Source organism: Saccharopolyspora antiqui, assembly GCF_052246905.1.
GTDB lineage: Bacteria > Actinomycetota > Actinomycetes > Mycobacteriales > Pseudonocardiaceae > Saccharopolyspora.
The window spans coordinates 142,500-167,795 of the sequence record NZ_JBQQBO010000008.1 but is presented as its reverse complement, the minus strand read 5'-3'; the positions used below and the strand labels follow the sequence as shown (position 1 = coordinate 167,795).

The following is a 25,296-nucleotide window of genomic DNA, read 5'->3' as shown; positions in this document are numbered from 1 at the left end:
ATGTGCGAGTGCCCCGGAAGGGAGGGCTGGTCGGAGTGGCGCTGGCCAACTTCAGATCAGCAGCAGGGTCTTCCCCACGGCGGTGCGGTTTTCGACCGCGCTGTGCGCGTCGGCTGCCCGCTCCAACGGGAAGGTCTGCCCGATGATCGGCCGGACCAGTCCCGCTGCCGCCTGAGACATCATCCGCTCCGCCCACCTCGACACATTCGCTCCGAAATCGAAGAGCTGCTCGATACCGACCACCTCCACACCCCGGTGGCGCGCCTCCGCGGGATCGATGAGCGTGGCCTCGCCGCTGGCGGCGCCGTGCACCGAGAACCGGCCACCGCGGGCCGTCACCTCGAACGCGGCCTTCCCGATCTCGCCGCCGACACCGTCGAACACCACGTCCGGTCCCGCCCCACCGGTCGCTTCGAGCACCTGCTTGGTCCAGCCGGGTTCGGAGTAGTCGACCACGGCGTCAGCTCCCAATTCCCGGATCACATCGAGCTTCCGCGATCCGCGAGCGGCTCCGATGACCCGCGCGCCCGCCACCCGCGCGAGCTGCACGAGCAGGCTGCCCACTCCACCGGCCGCCGCTTCGACCAGCACCCAACCACCGGGATCGATCCTGGCGTTTTCAACCAGACCCAGGGCCGTGCTGCCGTCGCTGTGGAGGGCCGTGGCCTCCGACATGCCCAAGCCCCCGGGCACCGGGAACAGTTCCCCGACCGCGGCCACCGCCCGCTCGGCGAAACCCCCGGTCTCTCCCGTGCCAGCGACGACACGCCGCCCCAGCCAAGCCGGATCCACCTGCGCACCGACCGCGCTCACGCTCCCGGCCACCAGACCGCCCGGCACGTACGGCAACCGTGGCCGTTCATGCCACCTGTCGGTGCCACGCCGGATCTGCGTCTCGACGAACGTCATGCCCGCCACCGCCACATCGATCACGACCTGGCCGGGACCAGCCACCGGATCCGGCGCCTCGCCTGGAACCAGCACCTCGGGACCCCCGAAACCGATCACCCGGACCACTCGCATACCACTCGCTCCCATCCGTTCGCCGACGCGAACACCCGGAGCGTGCAACCTCAAGCATGGTCGAGGTCAACGGCCCGCACCCTTGGCGAGACCGGGATCTCACGACCCAACCGCACCAGGTCGTCGTCCGAAGTACCACCGGAGGTCCGCTCAATCGATCGGACTGCCGGTGCGCGCTGGGGCGAGAGTCGATCAGTCGCGGCTGTTCCGGAGCCAGTCGTCGATCAGTTCGGTGATGTGCGCCGCAGCGGTTCCTGCCTTGATCAGCGAGCTCATCCGCTGCGCCTGCGGGGCGCTGGGCAAGAATCCCACCAGCAGGGCGGGCAGCAGCAGGCGGCGGGCCAGCAGCTCGTTCGCCGAGGTCACCTGCGGTCGGCGCAGCACCGAGACGTTGACGCGGATCGCGTGTTCGTTGCCCGGCGGGACGCCCGGTCGATCGATTTCGATGGCGGCGTACCGGAAGCCGTGGGCGCGATCGCACGCCGCACAGCCCATCGGGCCACGGCCGAGACGATTGGCACAATCTCCGCAGGTCAACCGGTCCATGGCAGCGTCAACAACCCGCCAGTCGTGCTGGTCCGGCTCCGCCACCACGAGCCCGGCGACCTCGGCCTCCGACTCCCCCGTCCACCGGTCGCGGTGCCAGCGGCGCTGCCATTCCGCTTCGACGATGCCGTCCACCAGTTCTCGGCATCGGCGGCAGTCGGGCGCACCGCCGTACTCGTACTCGCCGCAGGCATCGCAGCGGTGCAAGGCCGCGCCGACCTCGGGTCTCATCGCCTCATGGTCTCCCGGACACGACGATCAGCGCGAGCGATTTTGAAGGCGCAGATCGGGCTCGGCGGCACGTGCTCGGTTCTTACCGCGACGACCACTCGCGAGTGCCAGGCGCCAAGCACACCAATCCGCTGGCTGTTGCGTCGGTCGATGGCTGTGCGCGGTGGGTGCGGGTTTCGGCGGTCGTGTGAGGATCGAGGTGTGATTCCAGATCTGTCCCAGGACCGCATCGACCGACTTCGCGACGCCTTCCAAAAGGCGGGCTACCACGCCGACGGGGTGGTCGAACTCCTCGGCGCCGAGGCGCACGCCGCGTTGGGGCGGGGCGAACCCGTGCCCGCGCTGCGTGCCACCGCCGACGCAGGTTCCCTCGGCACCCTGGTCCGGCTTTTCCTGCTGGGCCGAGCCGAACCGCAAGCGGCCGTCGAGGCCGCGCTGGACCCGCTGCCGGTGCCCGAAGCGGTCGCCGCCGGAGTGCTCGTCGCCGACGGCGACCAGTTGCGCGCCGGGCTCGACGTCCGCCCGCACGGCGCCGACGACGACTCGTGGTGGGTGGTCTCGGACCTGGACTCGGATCTGCGCGGCGGCCGACCGGTGGACGCCGATCACGTGCTCGGTGTCGGGCACGCGTCGCTGAGCCTCGTTCGCGCGACCTCTCGGCGCCCGGTTGGCTCGGTTCTCGACCTGGGCACCGGCTGCGGCGTGCAGGCGCTGCACGCGAGCACGCACGCGCAGCGGATCACCGCGACCGACGTGTCCAAGCGGGCGCTGGCGCTGGCCGAGGCGACCTTCCGGCTCAACCGCGTCGACGTCGAACTCGCCGAGGGCGAGTGGTTCGACCCGGTGCGGGGCCGCAGGTTCGACCTGGTGGTGTGCAACCCGCCGTTCGTGGTCGGCCCGCCGCGCACCGACTTCACCTACCGCGACTCGGGGCTGGCCGGTGACGACGCGAGTGCCCTGGTGGTGCGCCAGCTGCCCGGCTTCCTGGCCGAGGGCGGTACCGGGCAGCTGTTGGCGTCCTGGGTGCACCGCGACGGCGAGGACTGGCAGGACCGGGTGTCCCGGTGGCTGCCACCGGGCGCCGGGGTGGACGCCTGGTTCGTGCAGCGAGACGTCGCCGACCCGGCCCTGTACGTGGGCACCTGGCTGCGCGACGCCGGGTACGACCTCCGCAGTCGGGAAGGCCTGCGGAAAGCGACCGAGTGGCTGGACTGGTTCGAGGCCAATGACGTGATCGGCGTCGGTTTCGGCTTCGTCACCCTGCGCCGCACCGACGCCCGCGGCGAGGTCGTTTGCGAGGACCTCCGGCACGCCTTCGACGACCCGCTCGGCCCGGAGTCCGACCAGTGGCTGCGTCGGATCGACTGGCTGCGCGCGCACGACTCCGCCGCGCAGCTGCTGGCGGCCCGACTGGTCACCGCGGACAGCACCGTGCTGGAAGAGGTCTCCGAACCCGGCGACGAGGGCTGGCACACGCTGGTTCGCCGACTGCACCGCACCGACGGGCCGGGCTGGCAGCACGAGATCGACGAGCTCGGGGTGCGGCTGCTCGCCGGATGCCGTGGCGCGCTCCCGCTCGGCGAACTGCTCGAATTGCTCGCCATGGGCTACGGCGAAGACGTCGAAGAACTGACCCGCGCGGCGATCCCGATGGTGCGCGAACTCATCCGGCACGCAATGGTGTTGCCGGTGGAATGGGCGGGCGGCGACCAATGAGAGCAATCGTCGCCCGGGTCACGCGTGCCTCAGTAACTGTCGATGGTGTCGTCACCGGCAAGATCGAAGAACCCGGACTGTTAGTGCTATTGGGTGTGACGCATTCCGATGGGCCGGAAGAAGTCAGCAAAATGGCGCGCAAACTGCACGAGATTCGGGCACTGCGCGACGAGGAGTCCTGCGCCACCACCGGGGCGCCGCTGCTGGTCGTCAGCCAGTTCACGCTCTACGGTTCGACGAAGAAGGGACGCCGCCCGTCTTGGACCGAGGCGGCCCGGCCGGAGCAGGCCGAACCGCTGGTGGACGCCGTCGTGGCGGCGTTGCGCGAGCGGGGCGCGCGGGTGGCCACCGGGGTGTTCGGCGCGATGATGTCCGTCGAGAGCGTCAACGACGGCCCATTCACACTTTTGGTTGAGGTCTAAAAGTAACGACGGCTCTCAGCAAATCCTCAGACTTGCGGAGCAACGGATGTGACCGCCATGACGTCTCCCAAGCGAGAACTTCGGGAACGAATTCGGCAGCCCGGTCGTTTTCCAGGTAACGAAGCTTCGACGGCCGTGCCGACCGCGTGCCGACACAGCGCTGACGTAGTGCTGATGCACCGATCGACAACACCGGCGAAGACGTCGACGCGGAAGCCCGTACCACGAGCGTACGCGTCTTCCACACCGCGCAACGGCGCGCAGGTGTGAATTAGCGCCCGCCAAGCCAGCCCGCCAGGGAGGGAGCTCATGACCGTCCCGCAGACCACCAAGCCAGACGTCACCGTCGCCGAAGACCTCGACACCCAAGGCCCGTCGGCAGACCTGGTGCGCGTCTACCTCAACGGCATCGGGCGCACCGCGCTGCTCACCGCACAGGAAGAGGTCGACCTCGCCAAGCGGATCGAGGCCGGGGTTTTCGCCATGCACCTGCTGGAGACCAGCAAGAACCTCTCCCCCGAGCGGCGCGCCGACCTCGGTGCCGTGGTCCGGGACGGCCGTCGGGCGAAGAACCACCTCATGGAGGCCAACCTCCGCCTGGTCGTCAGCCTCGCCAAGCGCTACACCGGCCGCGGCATGCCGCTGCTGGACCTGATCCAGGAAGGCAACCTGGGCCTGATCCGCGCGGTGGAGAAGTTCGACTACACCAAGGGCTTCAAGTTCTCCACCTACGCGACCTGGTGGATCCGGCAGGCCATCACCCGTGGCATGGCCGACCAGAGCCGCACCATCCGGCTGCCCGTCCACCTGGTCGAACAGGTGAACAAGCTGGCCCGGATCAAGCGCGACCTGCACCAGCGGCTCGGCCGCGAAGCCACCGACGACGAGCTCTCCGCAGAGGCCGGTATCCCGGTGGAGAAGATCCTCGACCTGATGGACCACTCGCGCGACCCGGTCAGCCTGGACATGCCGGTGGGGGCCGAGGAAGACGCGCCGCTTGGTGACTTCATCGAGGACTCCGAGTCCGCCGATGCCGAGAACGCGGTGATCTCCGGGTTCCTGCAGGACGACCTGCGCCGAGTGCTGGCCACCCTGGAGGAGCGCGAGCAGGCGGTCATCCGGATGCGCTACGGCCTCGACGACGGCCAGCCGCGCACCCTGGACCAGATCGGCAAGTCGTTCGGGCTGTCCCGCGAGCGGGTCCGCCAGATCGAGCGCGAGGTCATGGCCAAGCTCCGCCAAGGCGACCGAGCCGACCGGCTGCGGGCGTACGCGAGCTGACCGCGCGTTCTTTGGGCGAGGTGTGTCCGCGGAAAGCGCGGACCACCCGCGCGGTCAGATGATTTTGCGGGGGCCGAGCCCCCGCAGACCCCCACGGTGCGGTGATCGCGTTCGGGAGTGCTCCTTTCGTTCTTGAGCGTTCCCGGCCTGCTCACCGACCAGCCTTCAGGTATCTCCTCCTCCGGGACTCTTCAAGTATGGCGGTCTTCGGAGCGCTGCCCACAGGTGGTTGGTGGTTGGGGCTTGAGCGTGCTTTTGGTGGGTTTGTGTTGGGTGGTCGGGTTAGGTGTACCCGGTTGGCTCTTTGATTGGTTGGGGTTGCGGAGTCAACATCTTTTCTTGCGTCTTTTCGGTCTTGGCTTTGGCGGCGGGCTTCCGCCGCCTTCTCCGGGAGGCCGAACTCGTCGTTTGGGCGGGTCCGGCCTCCCGACCTTTTTTGCCCAACTCGCCTGACGATCAGCCAACGCGGACGCGCACATCGGAGCCGCATGGCGCGCTCACGGCAAGAACTTCTGATGCCAGCGCCGCAGTTCCTCGTTCGTGGCGCCGTGCGAGCGCAACCAGCCCAGGGCGCCGTCTTCGTGGGCCGCGAACGCGGTCAGGACGCTCTCGATCGCTTCTGTCGGCGTTGACATGAGGTCCTGGACCTTCTCTTCGTCAACGCCCGGTGGCAACACCGGAGCCACGTCCAAGCGCCGCAGCACCCGGAACATGTTGCGGTCGGTGTGCAGGTAGTCGGCCACGATGGCATCGCGGCGCACCCCGACCGCGCTCAGCAACAACGCCGACACCACGCCGGTTCTGTCCTTACCCGCTGCGCAGTGGATGAGCGCGGGACCGTCCGCGTCCAGGACGATGCGGAACACCTCGACCAGTTTCTTCGATGCCCCGTTGATGATCGACTGGTAGAACGCCGTCAGCTCCTGGACGGCGTCGTCGAATTCGAGATCGGTGTCCTGGAGCTCCTCCAGCAACGCCACGTGACGCACCGCGGCGACCGCCGCCAGCGGGTGCTCCCGGTCGCCCACCTCCGCCGAATCGCGCAGGTCCACTACGACTTCCGGCGGCCACCGCAGCATGTGCTCGGGTGCCCGGTCGTCGATGTGCGGAGCATCACTGCGATACACCACGCCCTGTCTGGTCACCACGCCGTTGCCGGTGGGGTGCCCGCCGAGATCGCGCAGGTTCACCAGCGCATCGATCGGGTCCGTCGTCGGCAAAACAACCTCCGCGACTCGGGCACCGGTTCTGAGGTGCGACGACAACTCCGGCCGCCAGCCTCGCAGGTGCGCTCCCGGCCTGCCAACGCCAACCGGGCGACGATCCGATTGGCGATCCGTCACACCTGGGCCACCCCCGTGGACGATCTGATCCGACACGCGGTTTTATGGGTCATCGCGTAACCCGAACGCGCGCAAAGGAGCCGCGACGTGACCACCACCTTTGATTTCGCAAAAGGGCGGCAAGTGCCCCTCGCAGCCAAGCGTTCGACGCTGAGGGAGGAGGGGCGATGACCACGTCATTCGATTTCACCGAGGTGCTGCCCCTCGGGCCCGACGACACCGACTACCGCCTGGTGACCGACGAGGGCATCCGAGTCGTCGAGGCGGCCGGGCGCCGATTCCTCGAAGTCGAGCCGACCACGCTCACCGCCCTGGCCACCGAGGCGATCAAGGACATCCAGCACCTGCTGCGGCCGTCGCACCTGGCGCAGCTGCGCGCGATCGTCGACGACCCGGAGGCCAGCGCGAACGACCGGTTCGTGGCGACCGACCTGCTGCGCAACGCCTGCGTGTCGGCAGGGGGCGTGCTGCCGATGTGCCAGGACACCGGCACCGCGATCGTCATCGGCAAGCGCACCGAAACCGTGCTCACCGGCGGTCACGACGAAGAAGCGCTGGCCCGCGGCATCTTCGACGCCTACCAGGACCTCAACCTGCGGTACTCGCAGATGGCGCCGCTGAACTTCTGGGACGAGCGCAACACCGGCAGCAACCTGCCCGCGCAGATCGAGCTGTTCCACAAGCACGGCACCGACCCGAGCTACGAGTTCCTGTTCCTGGCCAAGGGCGGCGGCAGCGCGAACAAGACGTTCCTGTACCAGGAGACAAAGGCGCTGCTGAACCCAACGCGGTTGGGGCGGTTCCTGGAGGAGAAGCTGCGCTCGCTGGGCACCGCCGCGTGTCCGCCTTACCACCTGGCGATAGTGGTCGGCGGCATGTCCGCCGAGTTCAACCTCAAGGTCGCCAAGCTGGCCTCCGCGCGCTACCTCGACGAACTCCCGCGCACCGGCTCGGCCTCCGGGCACGCGCTGCGCGACGTCGAGATGGAGCAGCAGGTGCTGGAGATGACGCGGCAGTTCGGCATCGGCGCGCAGTTCGGCGGCAAGTACTTCTGCCACGACGTCCGGGTGATCCGGCTGCCCCGGCACGGGGCGTCGCTGCCGGTCGGGGTCGCGGTGTCCTGCTCGGCGGACCGCCAGGCCAAGGCGAAGATCACCCCGGAAGGTGTGTTCCTGGAGCAGCTGGAGCGCGACCCGGCCCGCTACCTGCCGGACGTGGTCGACGAGCAGCTCTCCGACGAGGTCGTCCAGATCGACCTGAACCGGCCGATGGCCGAGATCCGCGCGGCGCTGTCCAAGCTGCCGGTCAAGACGCGGGTGTCGCTGACCGGTCCGCTGGTGGTGGCGCGCGACATCGCGCACGCCAAGATCGCCGAGCGGCTGGACGCCGGGGAACCGATGCCCGACTACCTGCGCGACCACCCGGTGTACTACGCGGGCCCGGCCAAGACCCCGGAGGGCTACGCCTCGGGTTCGTTCGGTCCCACCACCGCGGGTCGCATGGACGCCTACGTCGAGCAGTTCCAGGCCGCGGGTGGCTCCCTGGTCATGCTGGCCAAGGGCAACCGCTCGGCCAAGGTGACCGAGTCCTGCCACGCCCACGGCGGTTTCTACCTCGGTTCCATCGGCGGGCCCGCCGCCCGGCTCGCCCAGGACTGCATCCGCAAGGTCGAGGTGCTGGAGTACCCCGAACTCGGCATGGAAGCGGTGTGGCACATCGAAGTCGAGGATTTCCCCGCCTTCATCGTCGTAGACGACAAGGGCAACGACTTCTTCGCCAACGCCACTCAACCGACCCTGCAGATCTCCTTCGCCCGCTGAAATGCCGTGTCTACCGCAGGAGCCCCACCCCCTGCGGTAGACACGGTTTCCCGGTTTCAGAGTTCTTGCTGCGGGAACAAAACAGGCGCACCGAGCCCGTCTCGGAACTCGTTCCGCACAATTGATCCGGTAACGGACCTCAGACGACCGTCCCGACTAAGCAGCTCGATCGACGCATGGCGCCGCGACTGCCTTTGCGGGACGGCGTCGGAGCGACCGCGAAAGCGCGAATTGCGTGCGTGTTGGAAAGCGGCTGATGTCGCTTTCCCGACGCCGAACTCGCGATGGCAGGCCGGATCGAGCAATCCCTTTTTACCGAGGAATCTTCACATCTCGTTGTTCCAGCACGACCTTGCGTGCGTCCAGTGGCGCATCGAGCCGAACCGCCACCGGCGGATAGCGCAGGTCCATCGTGCAGATCCCCGGCGGATCCGGGGTTTCCTCGACGAACACGACCCTGACGTGGTCGGGGGTCTGCTCGCCGAGTTCGGCGTGCACCTTGCTGCAGCCACCCTCCTGGCCGGTGGCCACGACGACCATTCCGTTGTCCTGCGTCCAGACCTTCTTCGGATAACCCTTGGGAAGCAACGACGCGTCGATCGCGCTCTCGGCGACCGGGGTTCGTTCCTGTTCCGGTTTCGGTTGCACCGGCACCTGTTGCACCGGACCGGGCGGCGGCGCCGGTGGCTGGCCGCCGAAACCCACCTCGTTGGATGGCTGTTGGGCGCAGGCTGCCAACGCTAGGAGCAGAACCCCTGCGCCCACTGTGGTTTGTAGGCGTCTCATGCCCTCTAGACGGATCCGCCGCGGCGGCCGGTTGCGCGAATGCCGCGTCGGATCAATAAACACCTTTCCCACATTTCGGAACTGCTGGTGCTCGATGACCCGTGCGTGGTTTCGTCAACGGAATCCGCTTCGCGCCCTGGAGTGAGAAATGGCCACCACCGCCACATCTGCCACACCCGTCGCCGTGCCCCCGGAAGCACCGCAGAGCAAGCCGCAGTGGGCAACCCTGACCATCGGGGTGATCGCGGCCGTAGCACTCGTGATCGCAGCGGCCGTGGTGGTCGGTGTGAAATCGGCTGTGCTGGCCGCTCTGGGCCTGGCGCTCGGGCTGACGCTGTTCCATTCCCGCTTCGGATTCACCTCTGCCTGGCGGCAACTCGTCTCGGTGGGACAGACCTCGGGAATGCGGGCGCACCTGCTGATGCTCGCCACGGCGTCGATCCTGTTCGCCCCGATCCTGGCTGGCGGCGTGGCGTTCTTCGGTGCCCAACCGGAAGGAAACGTCGAACCGCTCGGCCTCGGGCTGGTCGTCGGCGCGGTGCTGTTCGGCGTCGGGATGCAGCTCGGCGGCGCCTGCGCATCGGGCACCCTGTTCGCCGTCGGCGGCGGAAACACCCTGATGGTGGTGACGCTCTTCTTCTTCATCTGCGGATCGGTGCTCGGCGCACTGCACCTTCCACTGTGGACATCGGACGCCATCACGCTCGGTTCCTTCTCGCTGGCCGAGGACACCGGCCTCGGCTACTTCGGCGCGTTGATCGTGCAGCTCGCCGTGCTGGGCGCGATCGGCTTCGCCGCGACCCGGTGGACCCGGCGGCGGGGCGCTCCCCCGGCTGGTCGCCCGCCAACGTCACGCGGGTGGTGGCGGATTCTGCGCGGCTCCTGGCCGCTGTGGGTCGGCGCGATCGCGCTGGCCGTGCTGAACGCGGTGGTGCTGCTCACCCGCGGCACCCCGTGGGGCATCACGTCGGCGTTCGTGCTGTGGGGTTCGAAGGCGCTGCAGGCGGTCGGCGTCGATGTGGCGAGCTGGCCGTACTGGCAGGGCGAGCGGGCCGCATCCCTGACGAATCCGGTGCTGGCCGACTCGACCTCGGTGCTGGACTTCGGAATCATCGTCGGCGCGCTCGTGGCATCAGCCGCATCCGGCGCGTTCGTGCTGGCCAAGCGCCTGCCCGTGAAGGTCGTGCTGGCGGCGGTGATCGGCGGGCTGCTGATGGGCTACGGTGCGCGGCTGGCCTACGGCTGCAACATCGGCGCGTACTTCTCAGGTATCGCCTCGTTCTCCCTGCACGGCTGGGCTTGGGGGCTGCTGGCATTGGTCGGCACCTGGATCGGTCTGAAGCTTCGGCCGCTGTTCGGTCTCGACGTCCCCAAGCCGAGCGACTCGGTCTGCTGATCGGGCTCGCCGCTGAACAGGGCCGCGTTTCCGCGACAGCCCGCGCACCTAGATTCGTACCGAGGGGTCGAAGACGCCGACGATCCAGTCCCGGACCCAGCGGGACAGTTCACCGCCGCCCCGCACCCAGCTGAAGTGCCCGAGGTCGGTCGCCCCGGACACCGCTCGCGTGTAGTGCGTGGCGGTGCGCGGCGCTCGCCCCGCCTTGCCCGCCAGATGGTCCACTGAGGACTGCGGGGCCAGCAGGTCTCCCGCGATGCTGATCGTCAGCAGCGGTTGCCGCAGATCACGAAGCGCCGCCTCGTAATCGGTCGTCGAGCCGGTCAGCCGGTACCGGCCGGTGCGGGACTGCCTCGCCCAGTCCCGCATCAGATCAACCGCCTGACGGCCGCCGAAGCCGAGTCGCCGGCCCGGCCAGTAGCCGAGCAGCGTGGACAGCAGCGCAACCACCTGGGTCCCGAGCAGAATGCGGAACTTGTGCAAGCCGGGGAAGCTCCGGAACCACACGGAACCGGAAGCCACCAGCGCCACCCCCTGCACCCGGCCGGGGCGGCTTGCCGCGTGCAGCAGCGCGATCTGACCGCCGAGGCTGTGCCCCAGCAAGAACCGAGGCCCCTGCGGAAAGGTCGACTCGACCAGGTCGACAACGGCATCCACGTCGTCGATGAGGCTTTGGTAGCCGAACCGCACTCCCCGAGCCGCCAGGGGCGTGCTCTCGCCCTGACCGCGCAGGTCGAAGGTCACCACCACGAGCCCCTGCCGGTGCAGGTCGGCGACGAAGGGCCGGTAGTACCTGGCTGGCACGCCCATGGCCGGGAGCAGGACGACCACCGGGCTGGCCGGGTCGTCCTGCGGCGCGGCGTGCACCGTGAGCCGATGGGTGTCGGTGGGGACCACCCCGAGCACGACGGAAGCCTGGGCCTGCCCGGCTGCGGAGGAGCCGGGCTCGGAGGTGTTCTCGGTGGTGTCCTCGTCCACGCCGCCCAGATTAACGGAACCGGACAGTTTCACAAGCCTCCCGGCGGTGCCAGTTTTGGGCAGCGTGCCAGTTTCGACAGTGCGCCAGTTTCGACAGGGCGCCAGTTTCGACAGGGCGTCAGCGCAGACGGCGCGGCCCGGCGTCCAACGCCGCTGGCGACGCCCCGATGCCCACCCTGGCACCGGCGACCACGGCTCCCGTCGGAGAGGCGAGCACCGGTTGCAGCGCCAATTCACGCACCTCCGGCAGGTCCTCGGCCAATGTGGCCACCCGCAGCACCAGGTCCTCCAAGGCCGCGAGGTCCGCCGGTTCAGCGCCCCGGTATCCGGCCAACAGCGGCGCGGCCCGCGGCTCGCGCACCAGTGCGGCAACATCCACATCGGACAGCGGAAGCGCGCGGTATGCCTTGTCGCCCAACAGCTCGCTGGCCACCCCGGACAGCCCGAACGAGACCAGCGTGCCGAACGACGGATCGTCCAGCAGATCGATGACGCACGACGTGCCCCGAGCCGCCATCCGCTGCACGTACACCTCGTCGAGCCCGGACACCCCGTGCACGTCCGCGTACGCCGACCGCACGGCCTCGGCGCTGCCCAGGTCGAGGCGAACACCCACCAGGTCCGCGCGGTGCCGCAGCTGATCGCGCACCGATTTCAGCACAACCGGATAACCCAACTCCTCGGCCGCCGCTACCGCCGCCACCACCCCGGTGACCAGCCGGAACGGCATCACATCGATGCCGTAGCAGCCGAGCAGGCGCACCGCCTGATCGTCGCTGAGCCCGGTATCGCCCGCGGCCAACCAGCCCTCGACCAGCGCGCGTGCCCGGTCCGCGTCGACCTGCGACGGCCGCACGAAATGCCCCTTGGGGGCAGCGCGCCACCGCGCGTACCGGGTGACTCGCGCGAGCGCCAACACCGAGCGCTCCGGACTCGGGTAGGAGGGCACCGATCCTCTGCCGGTCGTGCCCTCCGGCCCCGGCACCGCGAGCTCGTCGGGCACGCCTTCGGCGGCCAGGAACGTGGTCACCACCGGTTTGGAACGCGCGCTGTCCGCCTCCTGCAAGGCCTCGCGCAGGGCGCGCGCGTACGCCGCGCCGGGCACCGCCACCGGCGGCGCGAATACCGTCACCAGCGCGTCGACGTCCTCGCGCAGGGCGGCATCGCGAACCGCCGCGGCGAACTGCTCCGGCCCCGCTGACGCACCCACATCGACCGGATCGCCCGCCAACTTCAGCGCCTGCGCCTGCGCCACGTCGGCGGCGATCATGCCCAGCGCGGCGGAGTTGCCCACGATCGCGATCCGATCACCCTGCGGCAACGGCTGATGCGCCAGCAGCAGGGCGGTGTCGAACAGCTGCGCGACCGACTCGACCCGGATAACGCCGGACTGCTCGAACAACGCCTGCACGCTGGTCTCGTCGATCTGCACGGATGTGGCGGCCAGGCCAGGTCGTACCGCGTTGCGGCCCGACTTCACCGCCACCACCGGTTTGCTGCGCGCCAACCGGCGCGCCAGGCGCCCGAACTTGCGCGGATTGCCGAAGGACTCCAGGTAGAGCAGCACGACGTCGGTGGCCGGATCGGTCTGCCAGTACTGCAACAGGTCGTTGCCAGACACATCGGCGCGGTTGCCCGCCGAAACGAACGTCGACAACCCCAGCCCCCGTTCGGTCGCGGTGGCCAGGATCGCCACCCCGAGCGCGCCGGACTGGCAGAAGAAGCCGGCGCGACCGCGACCGGGCAGCTGCGGCGCCAGGCTCGCGTTCAACCGGAACTCCGGATCGGTGTTGACCACGCCCAACGCGTTGGGGCCGACCACTCGCATGCCGTGCGCGCGCGCCGCCCGCACCATCTCGCGTTCCACCGCGCGGCCCTCCGGGCCGCTCTCGCTGAACCCGGAGCTGACGATGACCAGAGTCTTCACCCCCTTGGCCAGGCAGTCGTCGAGCACCGCGGTCACGCTGGCGGCCGGGATGGCCACCACCGCGAGGTCGACCTCGTCGGGGATGTCGAGCACCGAGGCGTAAGCGCGCACCCCGTGCACCGAGTGGTGCTCCGGGTTCACCGGGTAGACCGGACCGGCGAAGTCCGCGGTGAGCAGGTTGGTCAGCACCGCATGACCGATCTTGGCGTGATCGGTGGACGCGCCGATCACCGCGACCGACCGCGGCCGCAGCAGGTTGTGCACGCTGCGCGCCTCGGCGGCCTGCTCGCGGGCGCGAGCCACTGCCACCGACTCCTCGGTCGGGTCGATGTCGAACTCCAGGTGCACCACGCCCTCTTCCAGAGCACGGCTGACCTGGTACCCGGCGTCCCGGAACACCCGCACCATCGTCGAGTTCTCGGCCAGCACCTCCGCCACGAAGCGTCGCAGCCCGCGTTCCCGAGCCGCCGCGGCCAGATGTTCCAGCAGGATCGAGCCCAGGCCGCGGCCCTGATGCTGGTCCTGCACCACGAACGCGACCTCGGCCAACTTCTGCTCGCCCAGTCGGTCGTAGCGGCCCACCGCCACGATGTCGTCGCCGAGCAGCGCGACCAGCGCCACCCGGTTGACGTAGTCGACGCGGGTGAACCGCTCCACATCGCGCTGCGGCATCCGCGGATACGGGGCGAAGTAGCGGTAGTACCGGGTCCGATCGCTGAGCCGCCCGTGGAAGGCGACCAGTTTCTCGGCATCCGCAGCGGTGATCGGCCGCAGGTGCATGGTGCCGCCGTCGGAGAGCACCACGTCGGCTTCCCACCGCCGCGGGTAGTCGTCCGCTGGGTAGGCCTCCTCATGATCCCGCGCCACTTCGTCCACTTCGGACTCCTCAGTCGCGGGTATCGGCCGGATCGAGACCGTGCAGCGGAAACACCGCGTGCCGGGTATCGCGAATCGCGGTGTCCACTGAGGACGTGGTCACACCCGCCCACGGCTGGAAAGCCGGGTCGGCCCCGTCGGTCATCGAAGTAGGCAGCGGCACGTTGTGCGCGACGCGCACCGCGTGCGCCATCCAGTCCCCCGGGATGGTGGTACCCGGTTCGAGGTCGCGGTTGAGCAGCGTCGCCAACAGGTGCGTCCAGGCACGCGGCACCACCCGGAACAGCGAGTAGCCACCGCCGCCCAGCGCCAGCCACTTGCCGCCCGCGCAACGCTCGGCCAGCTGCCGCAGGTTCTGGTAGACCGCGCGCTGTCCGTCGACGGTCATCGACAGTTCCGCGAGCGGATCCTCCCGGTGCGGGTCGGCGCCGCACTGGGTCACCAACACCTGCGGCTGGAACGCCTCCAGCACCGACGGCACCACCGCGTGGAACGCGCGCCGCCAATCGGCGTCACCGGTCCCCGGCGGCAGCGGGATGTTGACCGCAGTGCCCTCGGCCGCGCCCGAGCCGATCTCGGTGGAGAACCCGGTGCCCGGCCACAGCGTGTGCGGGTGCTGGTGCAGCGAGATGGTCAGCACCCGCGGGTCGTCGTAGAACGCCGCCTGCACGCCGTCTCCGTGGTGCACGTCGATGTCGAGGTAGGCGATGCGCTCCACGCCCTGTTCCAGCATCCAGGCGATGGCCACCGAGCAGTCGTTGTAGATGCAGAACCCCGACGCGTGATCAGCCATCGCGTGGTGCAGCCCACCGGCGATGTTGACCGCCCGGTCGGCCCTGCCGGACACGATCTGCTCGGCCGCCCGGATCGAAGCGCCCGCGATCAGCGCCGATGCTTCGTGCATCCCGTCGAAGATCGGATTGTCCCCGGTACCCAACCCGTGGCCGATCTCCCAGCCCACCAGAGGCGCCTCCCGCACCGCCGCCAGGTACTCGGGCTTGTGCACCCGCTGCAAGTCCTCGTCGGAGGCGGGTTCGGGCTTGATCATCTCGACGCCGTCGAGGACACCTAACGAGCGGGCCAACCGCATGGTCAGCTCCAGCCGGATCGGATGCAGAGGGTGATGCCCGCCGAGATCGTAGTCAAGCACCGACTCGTCCCACACCACCGCACACTGAGAACCCATGCCCCGGACGCTACCCGGCCTGTGGCAACCAACACAGCGCAATCGCCCACACCGCGGAGACGCCTACGGATGGGTCCGCAGGCGGTCAGCAACCAGCGGAACGCCAGAACCCACCTCGACTACCGGTGCCGGAATTGCGGCCCGTCCAGATCGTTCATCCAGCCTCCGATCCGGTCGCGGCCGGTCGGTTCGGATCTGCCGACCAGTTCGACCACGACCCCGCGTACAGCACCGCCGGACGCTGCGGATCGGTCACGCCCGCGTGCTCCAGCGCCAGCAGGACCGAGCACGCGGTCACCCCCGAGCCGCAGTACGCCCCGACCGGAGCGGTGCTGTCGACGCCGAGGTCGGCGAAGTGCTTGGCCAGCTCCTCCGGGGAACGCCACCGGCCCGATTCCGCCACGTGCGCGGCGAACGGCGCGTTCAGCGCTCCCGGAATGTGCCCGGCGCGCGGATCCATCGGCTCGACGTCACCTCGGTAGCGCTCCGGTGCGCGGGCATCCAGCAGGGTGCCCGCGCGGGCGAGCCGGGCGGCCGCGTCCGCGTCCACCACCGGCATCGACCCCGGCCGGACCCGGAAGCTCCCCTCCGCTGGCTGCGGTCGGTCCGCCGTGGTGGGCCGGTGCTCGGCGGTCCAGGCCGCGTAGCCGCCGTCGAGCACTGCCACCGACTCGTGACCGGCCCAACGCAGCAACCACCAGGCGCGGGCGGCGGCCGAACCGTTGTCCGCGTCGTAGACGACCACTGGGCGGTCCCCGTCGACGCCTGCCCGGCGGAGCACCGCCTCCAACTCGGCCGGGTCAGGCAGCGGATGGCGCCCCGCCGGGCCCGGTTCGGCGGCCAATTCGGTGTCCAGATCGACGAACACCGCACCCGGCAAATGGTCCTTCTCATAGGCCTCTCGACCCGGCGGCCCGAGCAACGACCAACGGACGTCGAAAACGGTCGGGTGCGGCTCCTGCCGCAAGGCGGCCATGAGATCATCGGTACTGATCAAAGGATGCATGACGGCCCTTTCGTAGCCCCGCGACGAGGCCTGTCGGAAATCCTGGAAGTCAACTTCTCGACCGCTGACCGCTGTCGGCTGGGACGACTAGCATCGTGGTTGGGACTGAATGGGGAGCCGACGTGAACGATCTCATCGATACCACTGAGATGTACCTCCGCACCATCTACGACCTCGAAGAAGAGGGCGTGGTTCCGCTCCGGGCCCGGATCGCCGAACGGTTGGAGCAGAGCGGCCCCACGGTGAGCCAGACGGTAGCCCGCATGGAACGCGACGGACTGCTGACCGTCGCCGAAGATCGCCACCTCGAACTCACCAAGGCCGGTCGTGCCCGCGCCATCAGCGTGATGCGCAAGCACCGCCTCGCCGAACGGCTTCTCGTCGACGTGATCGGTCTCGAATGGGAGCACGTCCACAATGAGGCGTGCCGCTGGGAGCACGTGATGAGCGAAGCAGTCGAGCGCAAGCTCGTCAAGCTGCTCGGTGGTCCCACCACCTCTCCCTACGGCAACCCGATCCCGGGCCTCGACGAGCTCGGCGTGGACCACGTCGAGGCACCGGCCGACGGTGATCTGCAGCGGGTCGACGAGATCGCCCGCAGCGGCGGCGGTCGCGCCGTCATCCGCCGTATCGCCGAGCACGTCCAGCTCGACCCGGATCTGATGACCGAGTTGAAGCAGGTCGGTGTCGTGCCCGGCAAGGAGGTGGAGATCCTGTCGGTGATCGGGCCGAACAAGCCGATCGAGGTCCGTGGCGACAACGGCAGCACCGAGCTGTCGGTCGGCATCGCACACGCGGTCATGGTGCGCTCGAAGTGACGGCGGCGGACCGCGCGGCGGCGTTGTTCGCCGAGAAACACGGCGGCGCGTCGAGCGCGGTCTGGTCTGCGCCTGGCCGGGTGAACCTGATCGGGGAGCACACCGACTACAACGACGGGTTCGTGCTCCCGTTCGCCCTGCCGCACCGCACCACCGTCGCGATCGGGCCGCGCACCGACCGGCAGTTGTCCGTCGCGACCCTCGGTAGCGACGGGCATCTGCACGACGGTCCCGTCGTGGCCATCGACGAGCTGCGCCCCGGAAACCCGACCGGTTGGGCTGCCTACCCGGCCGGTGTCGCGTGGGCACTGCGCGACACTGGGTTCGAGCTCGGTGGCGCCAACCTGATGATCGTCGGCCAGGTGCCGACCGGCGCCGGTCTGTCCTCCTCGCACGCCCTGGAATGCGCGGTGGCGCTGGCTCTGCTGAACACCGTGCACCATGCGCCTGGCGAGCCGGGCGCGCCGAGCCTTGGTGAGATCGCGCGCCTGGTGCAGCGGGCGGAGAACGACTTCGCCGGGGCTCCCACCGGCCTGCTCGACCAGACCGCCTCGCTGGCCTGCACGGAAGCTCACGTGTTGTTCTTCGACGTCCGAACCGGCGACGCCGAGCAGATCCCGTTCGATCCCCGCAGCGTCGGTTTGGAGCTGTTGGTGATCGACACACGCGTGAAGCACTCGCACAGCGAATCCGGTTACGGACAACGGCGGCGGGGCTGCGAACGCGCGGCGGAGCTGCTGGAGCTCAAAGCACTTCGCGATGTAGCCAGCGATGACTTGGCGGCGACCTTGGCGAAGCTTCCGGAAGACCTTCGGCCACTCGTGCGGCACGTGGTCACCGAGAACGACCGGGTGCGGGCCACTGTGGACCAGCTCCGCGCCGGACGGTACGCCGAGATCGGCCCGCTGCTGACCGCTTCGCACGTCAGCCTCCGCGACGACTACCGGGTCTCCAGCCCCGAGCTGAACCTCGCGGTGGACACCGCACTGGACACCGGCGCCCTCGGGGCCAGGATGATCGGCGGCGGTTTCGGCGGTTCGGCGATCGCGCTGGTCCCGGTCGCGGACCGGGACCGCGTCGAGCACGCCGTCCGGGACGCGTTCGAGCGGCAGCACCTCGCCGCACCCCGGTTGTTCACAGCGGTACCCTCCGCCGGTGCGGGACGGGACCGGTGACCACCGGGTCATCGACTGGGGCACCCCAGCCGCCCGCTCGTTGACGGCGACCGAAGAAGATCTCCCACGGAAGGCAGTACGCAGGTGAAGCTCCTCGTCACAGGCGGCGCAGGCTACGTCGGAAGCGTGTGCGCGGCACGCTTGGTGGAAGCAGGCCACGAGGTCGTCGTGGTCGACGACCTGTCCACCGGGCACTCCGACGCGATCCCGGACGGCTGCAAGTTCGTCGACGCCGACATCGCGACGGCGGCCAGCGGCCTGCTTGCGGAGTCGTTCGACGGTGTGCTGCACTTCGCGGCCAAGTCGCTGGTCGGCGAATCCATGCAAGATCCGGAGAAGTACTGGCACGGCAACGTGGTCACCTCGCTGCGGTTGCTGGACGCGATGCGCGAGCACGGCACGCCTCGACTGGTGTTCTCCTCCACCGCCGCGACCTACGGGGAGCCGGAGGTCACGCCGATCACGGAGGACACCGCGACGCGCCCGACGAACACCTACGGCGCGACGAAGCTGGCCATCGACCACGCGATCACGTCGTATGCGAGCGCCCACGGCATCGGCGCGGTCAGCCTGCGGTACTTCAACGTCGCCGGTGCACACGGGACATTCGGCGAGCGGCACACCGTGGAAACGCACCTGATTCCGATCGTGCTCCAGGTCGCGCTCGGCCAGCGGGAGCAGGTGCAGATCTTCGGGGACGACTGGCCCACCTCCGACGGCACCTGCATCCGGGACTACATCCACGTCACCGACCTGGCCGACGCCCACCTGCTGGCCCTGGACCACGCCACCCCCGGTCAGCACCGGATCTACAACCTCGGCAACGGCACCGGCTTCACGGTCAAGGAAGTGATCGACACCTGCCGGAAGGTGACCGGCCACCCGATTCCGGCGCAGGTCGCGCCACGCCGGGCTGGTGATCCGGCGACGCTGGTGGCGTCGAGCCAGCGCGCGCGGGAGGAACTGGGTTGGCAACCGCAGCGCGCCGACCTCGATGTGATCGTGCGGGATGCGTGGGAATTCACCCGACTCCGCCAGCAATCCTGAACGCCGCCAAGGCGTTTTCGCATTCTCGTTGCGCATCATCACCAAGCTCCGTCCTCTTCGAGCATCATTCGGGCGTCTTCGGCGGCGTCGCGGGCGATGACAGCCAGGTCGGTCGGCGGGATGCCCGCCTCCATGGCCTGTCGGAGCAGGAGCCCAAGCCGGTGCTCCGGTTGGGTCTGCTCGATTCGCTCCAGTGCGACGCCTGCCAGCGCTCCCTCACCCCGCAGGTAGGCGGAGAACGCCAGTAGCGCGGCGACCTCGGCCAATTCCGGGTCGGGCGCCTTGCGGACCAGCGCAAGCCAGAGCTGTTCGGCTGCCCTGGCCGCATCGCCGAGGGCAGTGCCCAGGGCGATGTCGCGCACTCTGGTGTCGGACACCGCGAGCAGCACGCGAAGCTGATCGTCTTCGGTCAACGCGGCACCGCTGGCGGTGCGTTCGATGGCCGCGAACACGGTCCGCAGGTCTCGGATCACCTTGTTCGGGTCGTAGCCGTCGGTGAGTTCCTCGGTCAGCAGGTCGAGCTTCGCCGAGCAACGCGCCACGGTTTCGGCGGACTCGGGCGCGACCAGCGCCCGGAGTTCGTCCCTGCTGCCGAAGGTCACCGATCCGGCCGCGGCCATCGCCGCCGCGATGGCCGCGGCCTGCGGGTCGGCGATCTCACCTAGGCACTCGGGGTCTCGGTAGCACTGCCATTGAGCACCGGCTCGGATCTCCGGCACCCACAGCGCGTGGGCGGTTGCGACACCGGCCCGGCTGAAGGAGTCGCAGATCATGTCGATCAGCTCGGCGTGCGGCGGCCCGGTGTCACATTCGTCCACAGTAGATCGGTTGAACGGCGGTCCTTGGCAGGCACCGGCGCAGGCGTCGCCGCAGGCGTCGACGTTCGGCTTCGCACCGACCACGATCAGGATCACGGCCTCGGCGTGCTGTCGACCGAGTGGACCGGTGATCAGGTACTCGCCGAATCCGCAGATCCGCATCGGGCAGGGCAGATCGGTGCGCAGCGTCACGCCGAATCTCGGCGTGTGGGCCAAGTCGTGGACCGTGAGCACCACGAGCGAGTCCGTCGGGTGGAATCCCAACATGTGCGGCACCGCGGCCAGCAGGTCGGCGGGATCGGTCAGCGAAATGGTGGTGTTGAGTCGTGTTGTCATGCCGCAACGATCGGCCCCGAAAAGGCACCGGCGAAAGGGCATTTTCGAAATCTGTGGACATACCTGTCCGGTGTGGACAACTCAACCGCAAAAGTCCGCAAAATCCACTATGGAGTGACGATCGGTCGAGCTATCCTGGCCGTCCTTTCGGTGCTAACGCTCAGTTTCCGCCCCGCGAAAGCGAATTTGCGTCGCAGTTGACCTATCCGATGGATCCGACCAGCGGCAGCTGGATCCGGGTGCGGGACAGATCGAGTTCCAGCCCGACGCCGGGTTTCGGGCGCAACGTGAAGTCGTGATCGCTGGACAGCACGACGATCCCGAGCCGGTGTCCGGGCGCGAAAACGTAGTCATCCGGCTGCATGAACACGTCGATCGAGTAGTTCTTCCCCAGTTCGACGGGCGAGGTCCGGTCGATCGCGTGCCGGTTCTGCGGATCCGCCCAACCACGCGTGATGACCGAGACCGTACCGTCCGGAGCCTGGTCCACCAGCAACGCCGTCACGTTGGCGGCCGGTCGGTCGAAGGTCAACGCCAACTCCGCGCGCACCGTGCCGCTGACCCGGGCCGGAGCCGTCAGCGGAGCGCTGAGATATGCGAGTCGGTTCGGTGAACTCGGCGCCGCCGCGAGGTCTTCGGCCAATTGTCCGGCGTCATCGCGCAACGCCTCCACCACTCGACCCGACGCCCGCGCCGCGGTGAGCCCACCTCGCTCGCTGCCGCCAGGCGTAGGCCGCAGTGCCACCTCACGCGCTTCCGGGGCTGGCCACTCGGCTTCCTCGACCCAACTGCCGTCCTCACGTTGCACGGTTGCCCTCGGCTCGCCCTCGACGCCGTTTGGCACCTGGTAGAGATAACGCGTGAACCAGCGGTTCAACGTGCGCAACCACTCCTGCTCGCGCAGCCCGATCGGGTCGGTGTGCCCCGCCTGGTGCCACCAGATCTTGTGCGGCACGTCGCGTTCCCGCAGCGCCGCGTACCACTGCGCCGCCTGCCGGGTCTTGACGTTCCAGTCGTTGAGCCCGTGCACGGACAACACCGCGGCATGGACCTGGTCGACGTCGTTGAGGTAGTTGCGCTGGTCCCAGAACGGGCTGTAGTCGCCGGTGAGCCGGTCCTGATCGGCCGTGAGCTGCTCGATCAGCCCGCGGCACGGCTCACGATCGGCCCGGGTGTGCACGAATTCGGCCAGCACATCGGCGTCTTCGCCCTGGTAGCCACCGGGCGCCACGATCGCGCCGTCGGTGCGGTAGTAGTCGTACCAGTTCGAGATCGCGCCGATCGGCACGATCGCCTCAAGGCCTTCGACGCCCGTGCTGGCCACCGCGTTCGGCAGGGTGCCGTTGTAGGACACGCCCATCATGCCGACCTTGCCGGTCGCCCAACCCGCCTCTATCGGACTGCCAGCCGCATCGTGGCCGGGTGCGCGCGAGTTCAGCCAGTCGACCACCGACTTGGCGCCGATCGTCTCGTTGGCGGCCCCGGTGGTCGGGCACCCGGTGGACTGACCGGTGCCCAGCGACTCCGCGTACACCACGGCGTATCCCCTGGCCAGCAGGTATTCCTCGTACGCCCAGTCTATTTCGGCCGCTACCGCCATCCGTTCGTCGCGCTCGGCGGTGCGCACCGTCCGGTTTCCGGGCTGCTCGGGGACGTACAGTTCGGTGTCGACGTTGTGGTTGGCCACGTCGTTACCGCCGGAGAAGTACGGACTGGCCTGGTACACGACCGGAACCCGCAGTCCCTGCGCGGTTTCCTTCGGCCGCACCACCTGGACGTGCACCCGGTCGTCCTGCCCGTCGCGGTCGCTGTCCACCGGGGCGGTGACGAACAGGTCTTCGCGCAGCGCCTGCGCCGGGTCGAACACCGGTTGCGCCTCACCGTCTTGGAAAACCGGGCCCTGCGGCGGCTCCGCAGACGCTGGCAACCCGGTCAGCGGAAGGACGAACACCGCCGCCAACAAACCCATCCGAACGCGCCGCATGCAGGCTCCCGAGACCGAAGGAATCGACACCAGCACTTTTCTCAGCGCCGAACGCGAAGTCAATCACCCACCCGGCAGGTTCGCGCCAGAACACGCTTCGGGCGACGCAGTAGAGTCGAAGCGGATTAGGCACCGACCCGCTAGGAGCGAGCATGACCATTCCCTCCAGCCTGCTGACCTCGGCCGGTTTGATCGGTGGCTTCGCGGTCGCCCGTGCGACCAGGCACCGGCACTGGGGTGGAGTGGTGGCGGCCGGCGCGGGACTGGGTGCGATGGAGGTTTGCCGCCGCCGGACTGGCGTGCTCCCGGCCCTCGCTCTCGGTGCCACCTACGCCGGCGCGCTGGCCGGTTCGCACCCGCTGGCCAAGAAGATCGGCGCCTGGCCATCGGTGTTCGCCGTCACCGGTGCGACCGCTGCCGCCGCTCACCTGCTGACCAAGCGCCGCCGCGGCTGACAGAAGAACAAGCTGCACCTTCACCTCTGCTCGGCCAGGAACTCGTCGAACGTGATGCGGCCAACCGCCCGGTTCGGGACCAGGTTGTCGCCGCGGCGATAACCAGCGAACGCAGCTCCCGGCAGCCGGATCGACAGCACCAGTCGGCGTCGCCCCGTCGAGTTCAGGTAAGCCCGCGCCAGGTCGCGATGGCTGCGGATCTCCGGCCCGCCGATGTCCGGGACCCGGCCAGCCGGTGCCCCACCAGCGAGTTCGGCCAACCGCTCTGCGACGTCCCGTACATCGATGGGCTGGAACCTCACCCCGGAAACCGTCCCGATCACTGGCGAGAAGCGCTGCACCGAGGTAATCCTGGCGAGCAGGTCGTGGAACTGCGTGATCCGCTGGATCGTCCACGGCAGTCCGGAGTTCGCCACGAGCCGTTCCGCTTCGAGCTTCGCGCGGTAGTAGGGCAACGGCACCCGATCGATGCCCACGATCGAGCTGAAGATCATGTGCGGATCACCGTTGCGGCGTGCAGCCTCGACCAAGCGTCGCGTCACCACCACGTCCTTGCGCCCGAGCGTGGTTGCGCAATGCACCACGACATCCACTTCGGACGTTGCGGCATCGATTCCCGCCCCGGTCCGCAGGTCGCCCGTCGCCCACCCAAGCGGTGCCTGGGCGGGCGGCGGGCGACGGCTCAGGATCCGCACGTCATGACCCGCATCGAGCAACCGACGCACCACGACACGCCCCAGCGTGCCCGTGCCACCCGTGACCAAGATCGACTTCGACACCCGCCCACCCCTTTCCGCAGGTACGACGAGACAGGTCACCCCAGTGTGACAACCACCTGTCCGACGGGTGCCACGGCCGCAGCCGCCGCACCCAAACCAGGACCGCACGCCGGTACTGCTCGTAGTCGGCTCCGAACCGATCCCGGTGCGGCGACGAAGAACAAGGCGCTGCCGATGATCCGCGCACGCCCCACCGGCTCCTCCAGCTGTCCCCGGGGCTACGTCCGGTCCACGCCATTCCCAACCACCACGAGTCGCCACAGGGACGTGATCTCGGCGGCGCGTGCCGCGTGGAACGGGTCGCTCGGATCGGCGGCTCTGGGATGGCTGGGCCGCGCGTCCAACCTCGCGGCGACGCCGAGTCCGGCCGTGCGGATCGCTGCGATCAGTTGCGCTCGGGTGCGCAGTCCGAGACGTTCAGCGAGATCCGACAGGACCAGCCATGCTTCACCACCTGGTTGCAGATGTGCCGCCAGACCAGCGAGGAAGTCCAGCAGCATCCGGCTTCCGGGGTCGTAGACGGCGTGGTCCAGCAGGGAGTGGGGTTTCGCCGGGAGCCACGGCGGATTGCAGACGATCAGCCGCGCACGGCCAGCGGGGAAGAGATCCGCCTGCACAGCCTCGATTCGCCCGGCCAGCCCGAGGCGTCGGACGTTCTCCTCGGCACACCGGATCGCCCGCGCCGAACTGTCCGTCGCCACCACGCGTTCGATGCCACGCCGGGCGAGAACCGCGGCGAGCACGCCAGTCCCAGTGCCGACGTCAAAAGCCAGTTGTGTTGGGGGCAGCGGACATTCCGCGACCAGGTCCACGTATTCGCTTCGAGTAGGTGCGAAAACGCCGTAGTGCGGGTGGATGCGCGCACCCAAAACTGGGATCGGAATGCCTCTCTGACGCCACTGATCTGCGCCGATCACGCCGAGCAGCTCGCGCAGCGAAACCGCGCACCGGGTGTCTGTCGGGCCGTACACGTCGTGGCAAGCCGTCCGAACGTCAGGTGCGCGCCGCAGCGGCACCACATGACCGGGGTCGAGCGGAACCAGAACCAGCGCCAGCATCCGCGCTCGGCGTGACTGCTCCCGCCGATGCAGCCGGAAGGCCTGCGCGGTTGGCGAATCGGCCTGACGTCCGGGCCGCGGGAGGCGGCGCGACAGCGCGCTGACGAGTTGGCGCGCGTTGTGGAAGTCTCCGCGCCAGAGCAAACCGGTTCCGCGTGACACCAACCGGTACGCCTCGTTCGCCGACATTCCATCGTCCACGTCGACGACACGCACCGGTGGTGGGGAGCCATTCGCCGAAAGCCAGCGAAAAGCGCCTTGCTGCGACACGATTTGCCGCGTGTCGGCA

Annotated in this window: 21 protein-coding genes; 9 read left to right on the top strand and 12 right to left on the bottom strand. The window is 68.9% G+C overall.

Annotation, left to right across the window (positions count from 1 at the left end):
- Positions 1–51 precede the first annotated feature (51 nt).
- Complete coding sequence (locus tag ACTWQN_RS15685; RefSeq protein WP_443204201.1) at positions 52–1,023, bottom strand: zinc-binding dehydrogenase; 972 nt, start codon at positions 1,021–1,023, stop codon at positions 52–54.
- Between the two features lie 192 nt (positions 1,024–1,215).
- Positions 1,216–1,800 (bottom strand): hypothetical protein, encoded by a 585-nt coding sequence (locus tag ACTWQN_RS15680; RefSeq protein ID WP_443204200.1) that lies wholly within the window; start codon positions 1,798–1,800, stop codon positions 1,216–1,218.
- Between the two features lie 150 nt (positions 1,801–1,950).
- On the opposite strand from ACTWQN_RS15680, the gene ACTWQN_RS15675 reads away from it, so the two are divergent.
- The 3 genes from ACTWQN_RS15675 to ACTWQN_RS15665 all read left to right on the top strand — a co-directional run bounded on the left by ACTWQN_RS15675 (position 1,951) and on the right by ACTWQN_RS15665 (position 5,219).
- A complete protein-coding gene (locus tag ACTWQN_RS15675; protein WP_443204199.1) occupies positions 1,951–3,516 on the top strand; it encodes a DUF7782 domain-containing protein in 1,566 nt (521 codons plus the stop codon).
- On the top strand, positions 3,513–3,938 hold the full coding sequence (gene dtd, locus ACTWQN_RS15670; RefSeq protein WP_443204317.1) for a D-aminoacyl-tRNA deacylase: 426 nt from the start codon (positions 3,513–3,515) through the stop codon (positions 3,936–3,938). The genes ACTWQN_RS15675 and dtd overlap by 4 nt, the downstream gene beginning before the upstream one ends.
- 309 nt (positions 3,939–4,247) lie before the next feature.
- The gene (locus ACTWQN_RS15665) at positions 4,248–5,219 is read left to right on the top strand and encodes a sigma-70 family RNA polymerase sigma factor (protein ID WP_443204198.1); all 972 of its coding nucleotides are present in this window, start codon (positions 4,248–4,250) and stop codon (positions 5,217–5,219) included.
- Between the two features lie 497 nt (positions 5,220–5,716).
- On the opposite strand, the gene ACTWQN_RS15660 is transcribed toward ACTWQN_RS15665, so the two are convergent.
- Positions 5,717–6,439 carry a tyrosine-protein phosphatase gene (locus ACTWQN_RS15660; protein WP_443204197.1) on the bottom strand — a complete coding sequence of 241 codons (723 nt, stop codon included), beginning with the start codon at positions 6,437–6,439 and terminating at the stop codon, positions 5,717–5,719.
- 290 nt (positions 6,440–6,729) lie between these two features.
- On the opposite strand from ACTWQN_RS15660, the gene ACTWQN_RS15655 reads away from it, so the two are divergent.
- Complete coding sequence (locus tag ACTWQN_RS15655; protein WP_443204196.1) at positions 6,730–8,382, top strand: fumarate hydratase; 1,653 nt, start codon at positions 6,730–6,732, stop codon at positions 8,380–8,382.
- A 312-nt stretch (positions 8,383–8,694) separates the two neighbouring features.
- Here ACTWQN_RS15655 and ACTWQN_RS15650 read toward each other — a convergent pair whose 3' ends face one another.
- Positions 8,695–9,036 carry a hypothetical protein gene (locus tag ACTWQN_RS15650; RefSeq protein WP_443204195.1) on the bottom strand — a complete coding sequence of 114 codons (342 nt, stop codon included), beginning with the start codon at positions 9,034–9,036 and terminating at the stop codon, positions 8,695–8,697.
- A 280-nt stretch (positions 9,037–9,316) separates the two neighbouring features.
- Here ACTWQN_RS15650 and ACTWQN_RS15645 point away from each other — a divergent pair, with 280 nt between their 5' ends.
- Positions 9,317–10,564 carry a YeeE/YedE family protein gene (locus ACTWQN_RS15645; protein ID WP_443204194.1) on the top strand — a complete coding sequence of 416 codons (1,248 nt, stop codon included), beginning with the start codon at positions 9,317–9,319 and terminating at the stop codon, positions 10,562–10,564.
- Between the two features lie 48 nt (positions 10,565–10,612).
- Here the strand turns inward: ACTWQN_RS15645 and ACTWQN_RS15640 are convergent, their stop codons facing one another.
- The 4 genes from ACTWQN_RS15640 to ACTWQN_RS15625 form a co-directional block, all read right to left on the bottom strand.
- Positions 10,613–11,542, bottom strand: a complete 930-nt coding sequence (locus tag ACTWQN_RS15640; protein ID WP_443204193.1) for an alpha/beta hydrolase family protein — start codon at positions 11,540–11,542, stop codon at positions 10,613–10,615.
- Positions 11,543–11,660: 118 nt separating this feature from the next.
- Positions 11,661–14,345 carry a bifunctional acetate--CoA ligase family protein/GNAT family N-acetyltransferase gene (locus ACTWQN_RS15635; RefSeq protein WP_443204192.1) on the bottom strand — a complete coding sequence of 895 codons (2,685 nt, stop codon included), beginning with the start codon at positions 14,343–14,345 and terminating at the stop codon, positions 11,661–11,663.
- Between the two features lie 10 nt (positions 14,346–14,355).
- Positions 14,356–15,531 (bottom strand): acetoin utilization protein AcuC, encoded by a 1,176-nt coding sequence (locus tag ACTWQN_RS15630; protein WP_443204191.1) that lies wholly within the window; start codon positions 15,529–15,531, stop codon positions 14,356–14,358.
- A 154-nt stretch (positions 15,532–15,685) separates the two neighbouring features.
- Positions 15,686–16,537: a sulfurtransferase gene (locus tag ACTWQN_RS15625; protein WP_443204190.1), complete on the bottom strand. Its 852-nt coding sequence runs from the start codon at positions 16,535–16,537 to the stop codon at positions 15,686–15,688.
- Positions 16,538–16,659: 122 nt separating this feature from the next.
- Between ACTWQN_RS15625 and ACTWQN_RS15620 the strand changes: the two genes are divergently transcribed.
- The 3 genes from ACTWQN_RS15620 (at position 16,660) to galE (ending at position 19,577) form a co-directional block, all read left to right on the top strand.
- Positions 16,660–17,355 carry an iron-dependent transcriptional repressor DtxR gene (locus tag ACTWQN_RS15620; protein WP_443204189.1) on the top strand — a complete coding sequence of 232 codons (696 nt, stop codon included), beginning with the start codon at positions 16,660–16,662 and terminating at the stop codon, positions 17,353–17,355.
- The gene (galK, locus tag ACTWQN_RS15615) at positions 17,352–18,530 is read left to right on the top strand and encodes a galactokinase (RefSeq protein ID WP_443204188.1); all 1,179 of its coding nucleotides are present in this window, start codon (positions 17,352–17,354) and stop codon (positions 18,528–18,530) included. The genes ACTWQN_RS15620 and galK overlap by 4 nt, the downstream gene beginning before the upstream one ends.
- Positions 18,531–18,614: 84 nt before the next feature.
- Complete coding sequence (gene galE / locus ACTWQN_RS15610; protein WP_443204187.1) at positions 18,615–19,577, top strand: UDP-glucose 4-epimerase GalE; 963 nt, start codon at positions 18,615–18,617, stop codon at positions 19,575–19,577.
- Positions 19,578–19,615: 38 nt separating this feature from the next.
- On the opposite strand, the gene ACTWQN_RS15605 is transcribed toward galE, so the two are convergent.
- Together ACTWQN_RS15605 and ACTWQN_RS15600 are read right to left on the bottom strand one after the other, a co-directional pair.
- Positions 19,616–20,731: a DUF4192 domain-containing protein gene (locus tag ACTWQN_RS15605; protein ID WP_443204186.1), complete on the bottom strand. Its 1,116-nt coding sequence runs from the start codon at positions 20,729–20,731 to the stop codon at positions 19,616–19,618.
- A gap of 202 nt (positions 20,732–20,933) precedes the next feature.
- Positions 20,934–22,715 (bottom strand): Xaa-Pro dipeptidyl-peptidase, encoded by a 1,782-nt coding sequence (locus ACTWQN_RS15600; protein WP_443204185.1) that lies wholly within the window; start codon positions 22,713–22,715, stop codon positions 20,934–20,936.
- Between the two features lie 152 nt (positions 22,716–22,867).
- On the opposite strand from ACTWQN_RS15600, the gene ACTWQN_RS15595 reads away from it, so the two are divergent.
- Complete coding sequence (locus ACTWQN_RS15595; protein ID WP_443204184.1) at positions 22,868–23,170, top strand: hypothetical protein; 303 nt, start codon at positions 22,868–22,870, stop codon at positions 23,168–23,170.
- 20 nt (positions 23,171–23,190) lie between these two features.
- Here ACTWQN_RS15595 and ACTWQN_RS15590 read toward each other — a convergent pair whose 3' ends face one another.
- Positions 23,191–23,949, bottom strand: a complete 759-nt coding sequence (locus tag ACTWQN_RS15590) for an SDR family oxidoreductase (RefSeq protein ID WP_443204183.1) — start codon at positions 23,947–23,949, stop codon at positions 23,191–23,193.
- A gap of 218 nt (positions 23,950–24,167) precedes the next feature.
- Positions 24,168–25,196 carry a methyltransferase gene (locus ACTWQN_RS15585; protein WP_443204182.1) on the bottom strand — a complete coding sequence of 343 codons (1,029 nt, stop codon included), beginning with the start codon at positions 25,194–25,196 and terminating at the stop codon, positions 24,168–24,170.
- Positions 25,197–25,296 lie beyond the last annotated feature (100 nt).

What these genes read in the sequence shown, in the direction of transcription:
- ACTWQN_RS15685 (WP_443204201.1), bottom strand. Translation starts at nt 1,023, where the DNA reads ATGCGAGTGGTCCGGGTGATCGGTTTCGGGGGTCCCGAGGTGCTGGTT.
- ACTWQN_RS15680 (WP_443204200.1), bottom strand. Translation starts at nt 1,800, where the DNA reads ATGAGACCCGAGGTCGGCGCGGCCTTGCACCGCTGCGATGCCTGCGGC.
- ACTWQN_RS15675 (WP_443204199.1), top strand. Translation starts at nt 1,951, where the DNA reads ATGGCTGTGCGCGGTGGGTGCGGGTTTCGGCGGTCGTGTGAGGATCGA.
- dtd (WP_443204317.1), top strand. Translation starts at nt 3,513, where the DNA reads ATGAGAGCAATCGTCGCCCGGGTCACGCGTGCCTCAGTAACTGTCGAT.
- ACTWQN_RS15665 (WP_443204198.1), top strand. Translation starts at nt 4,248, where the DNA reads ATGACCGTCCCGCAGACCACCAAGCCAGACGTCACCGTCGCCGAAGAC.
- ACTWQN_RS15655 (WP_443204196.1), top strand. Translation starts at nt 6,730, where the DNA reads ATGACCACGTCATTCGATTTCACCGAGGTGCTGCCCCTCGGGCCCGAC.
- ACTWQN_RS15645 (WP_443204194.1), top strand. Translation starts at nt 9,317, where the DNA reads ATGGCCACCACCGCCACATCTGCCACACCCGTCGCCGTGCCCCCGGAA.
- ACTWQN_RS15630 (WP_443204191.1), bottom strand. Translation starts at nt 15,531, where the DNA reads ATGGGTTCTCAGTGTGCGGTGGTGTGGGACGAGTCGGTGCTTGACTAC.
- ACTWQN_RS15625 (WP_443204190.1), bottom strand. Translation starts at nt 16,537, where the DNA reads ATGCATCCTTTGATCAGTACCGATGATCTCATGGCCGCCTTGCGGCAG.
- ACTWQN_RS15605 (WP_443204186.1), bottom strand. Translation starts at nt 20,731, where the DNA reads ATGACAACACGACTCAACACCACCATTTCGCTGACCGATCCCGCCGAC.
- ACTWQN_RS15600 (WP_443204185.1), bottom strand. Translation starts at nt 22,715, where the DNA reads ATGCGGCGCGTTCGGATGGGTTTGTTGGCGGCGGTGTTCGTCCTTCCG.
- ACTWQN_RS15595 (WP_443204184.1), top strand. Translation starts at nt 22,868, where the DNA reads ATGACCATTCCCTCCAGCCTGCTGACCTCGGCCGGTTTGATCGGTGGC.
- ACTWQN_RS15585 (WP_443204182.1), bottom strand. Translation starts at nt 25,196, where the DNA reads ATGTCGGCGAACGAGGCGTACCGGTTGGTGTCACGCGGAACCGGTTTG.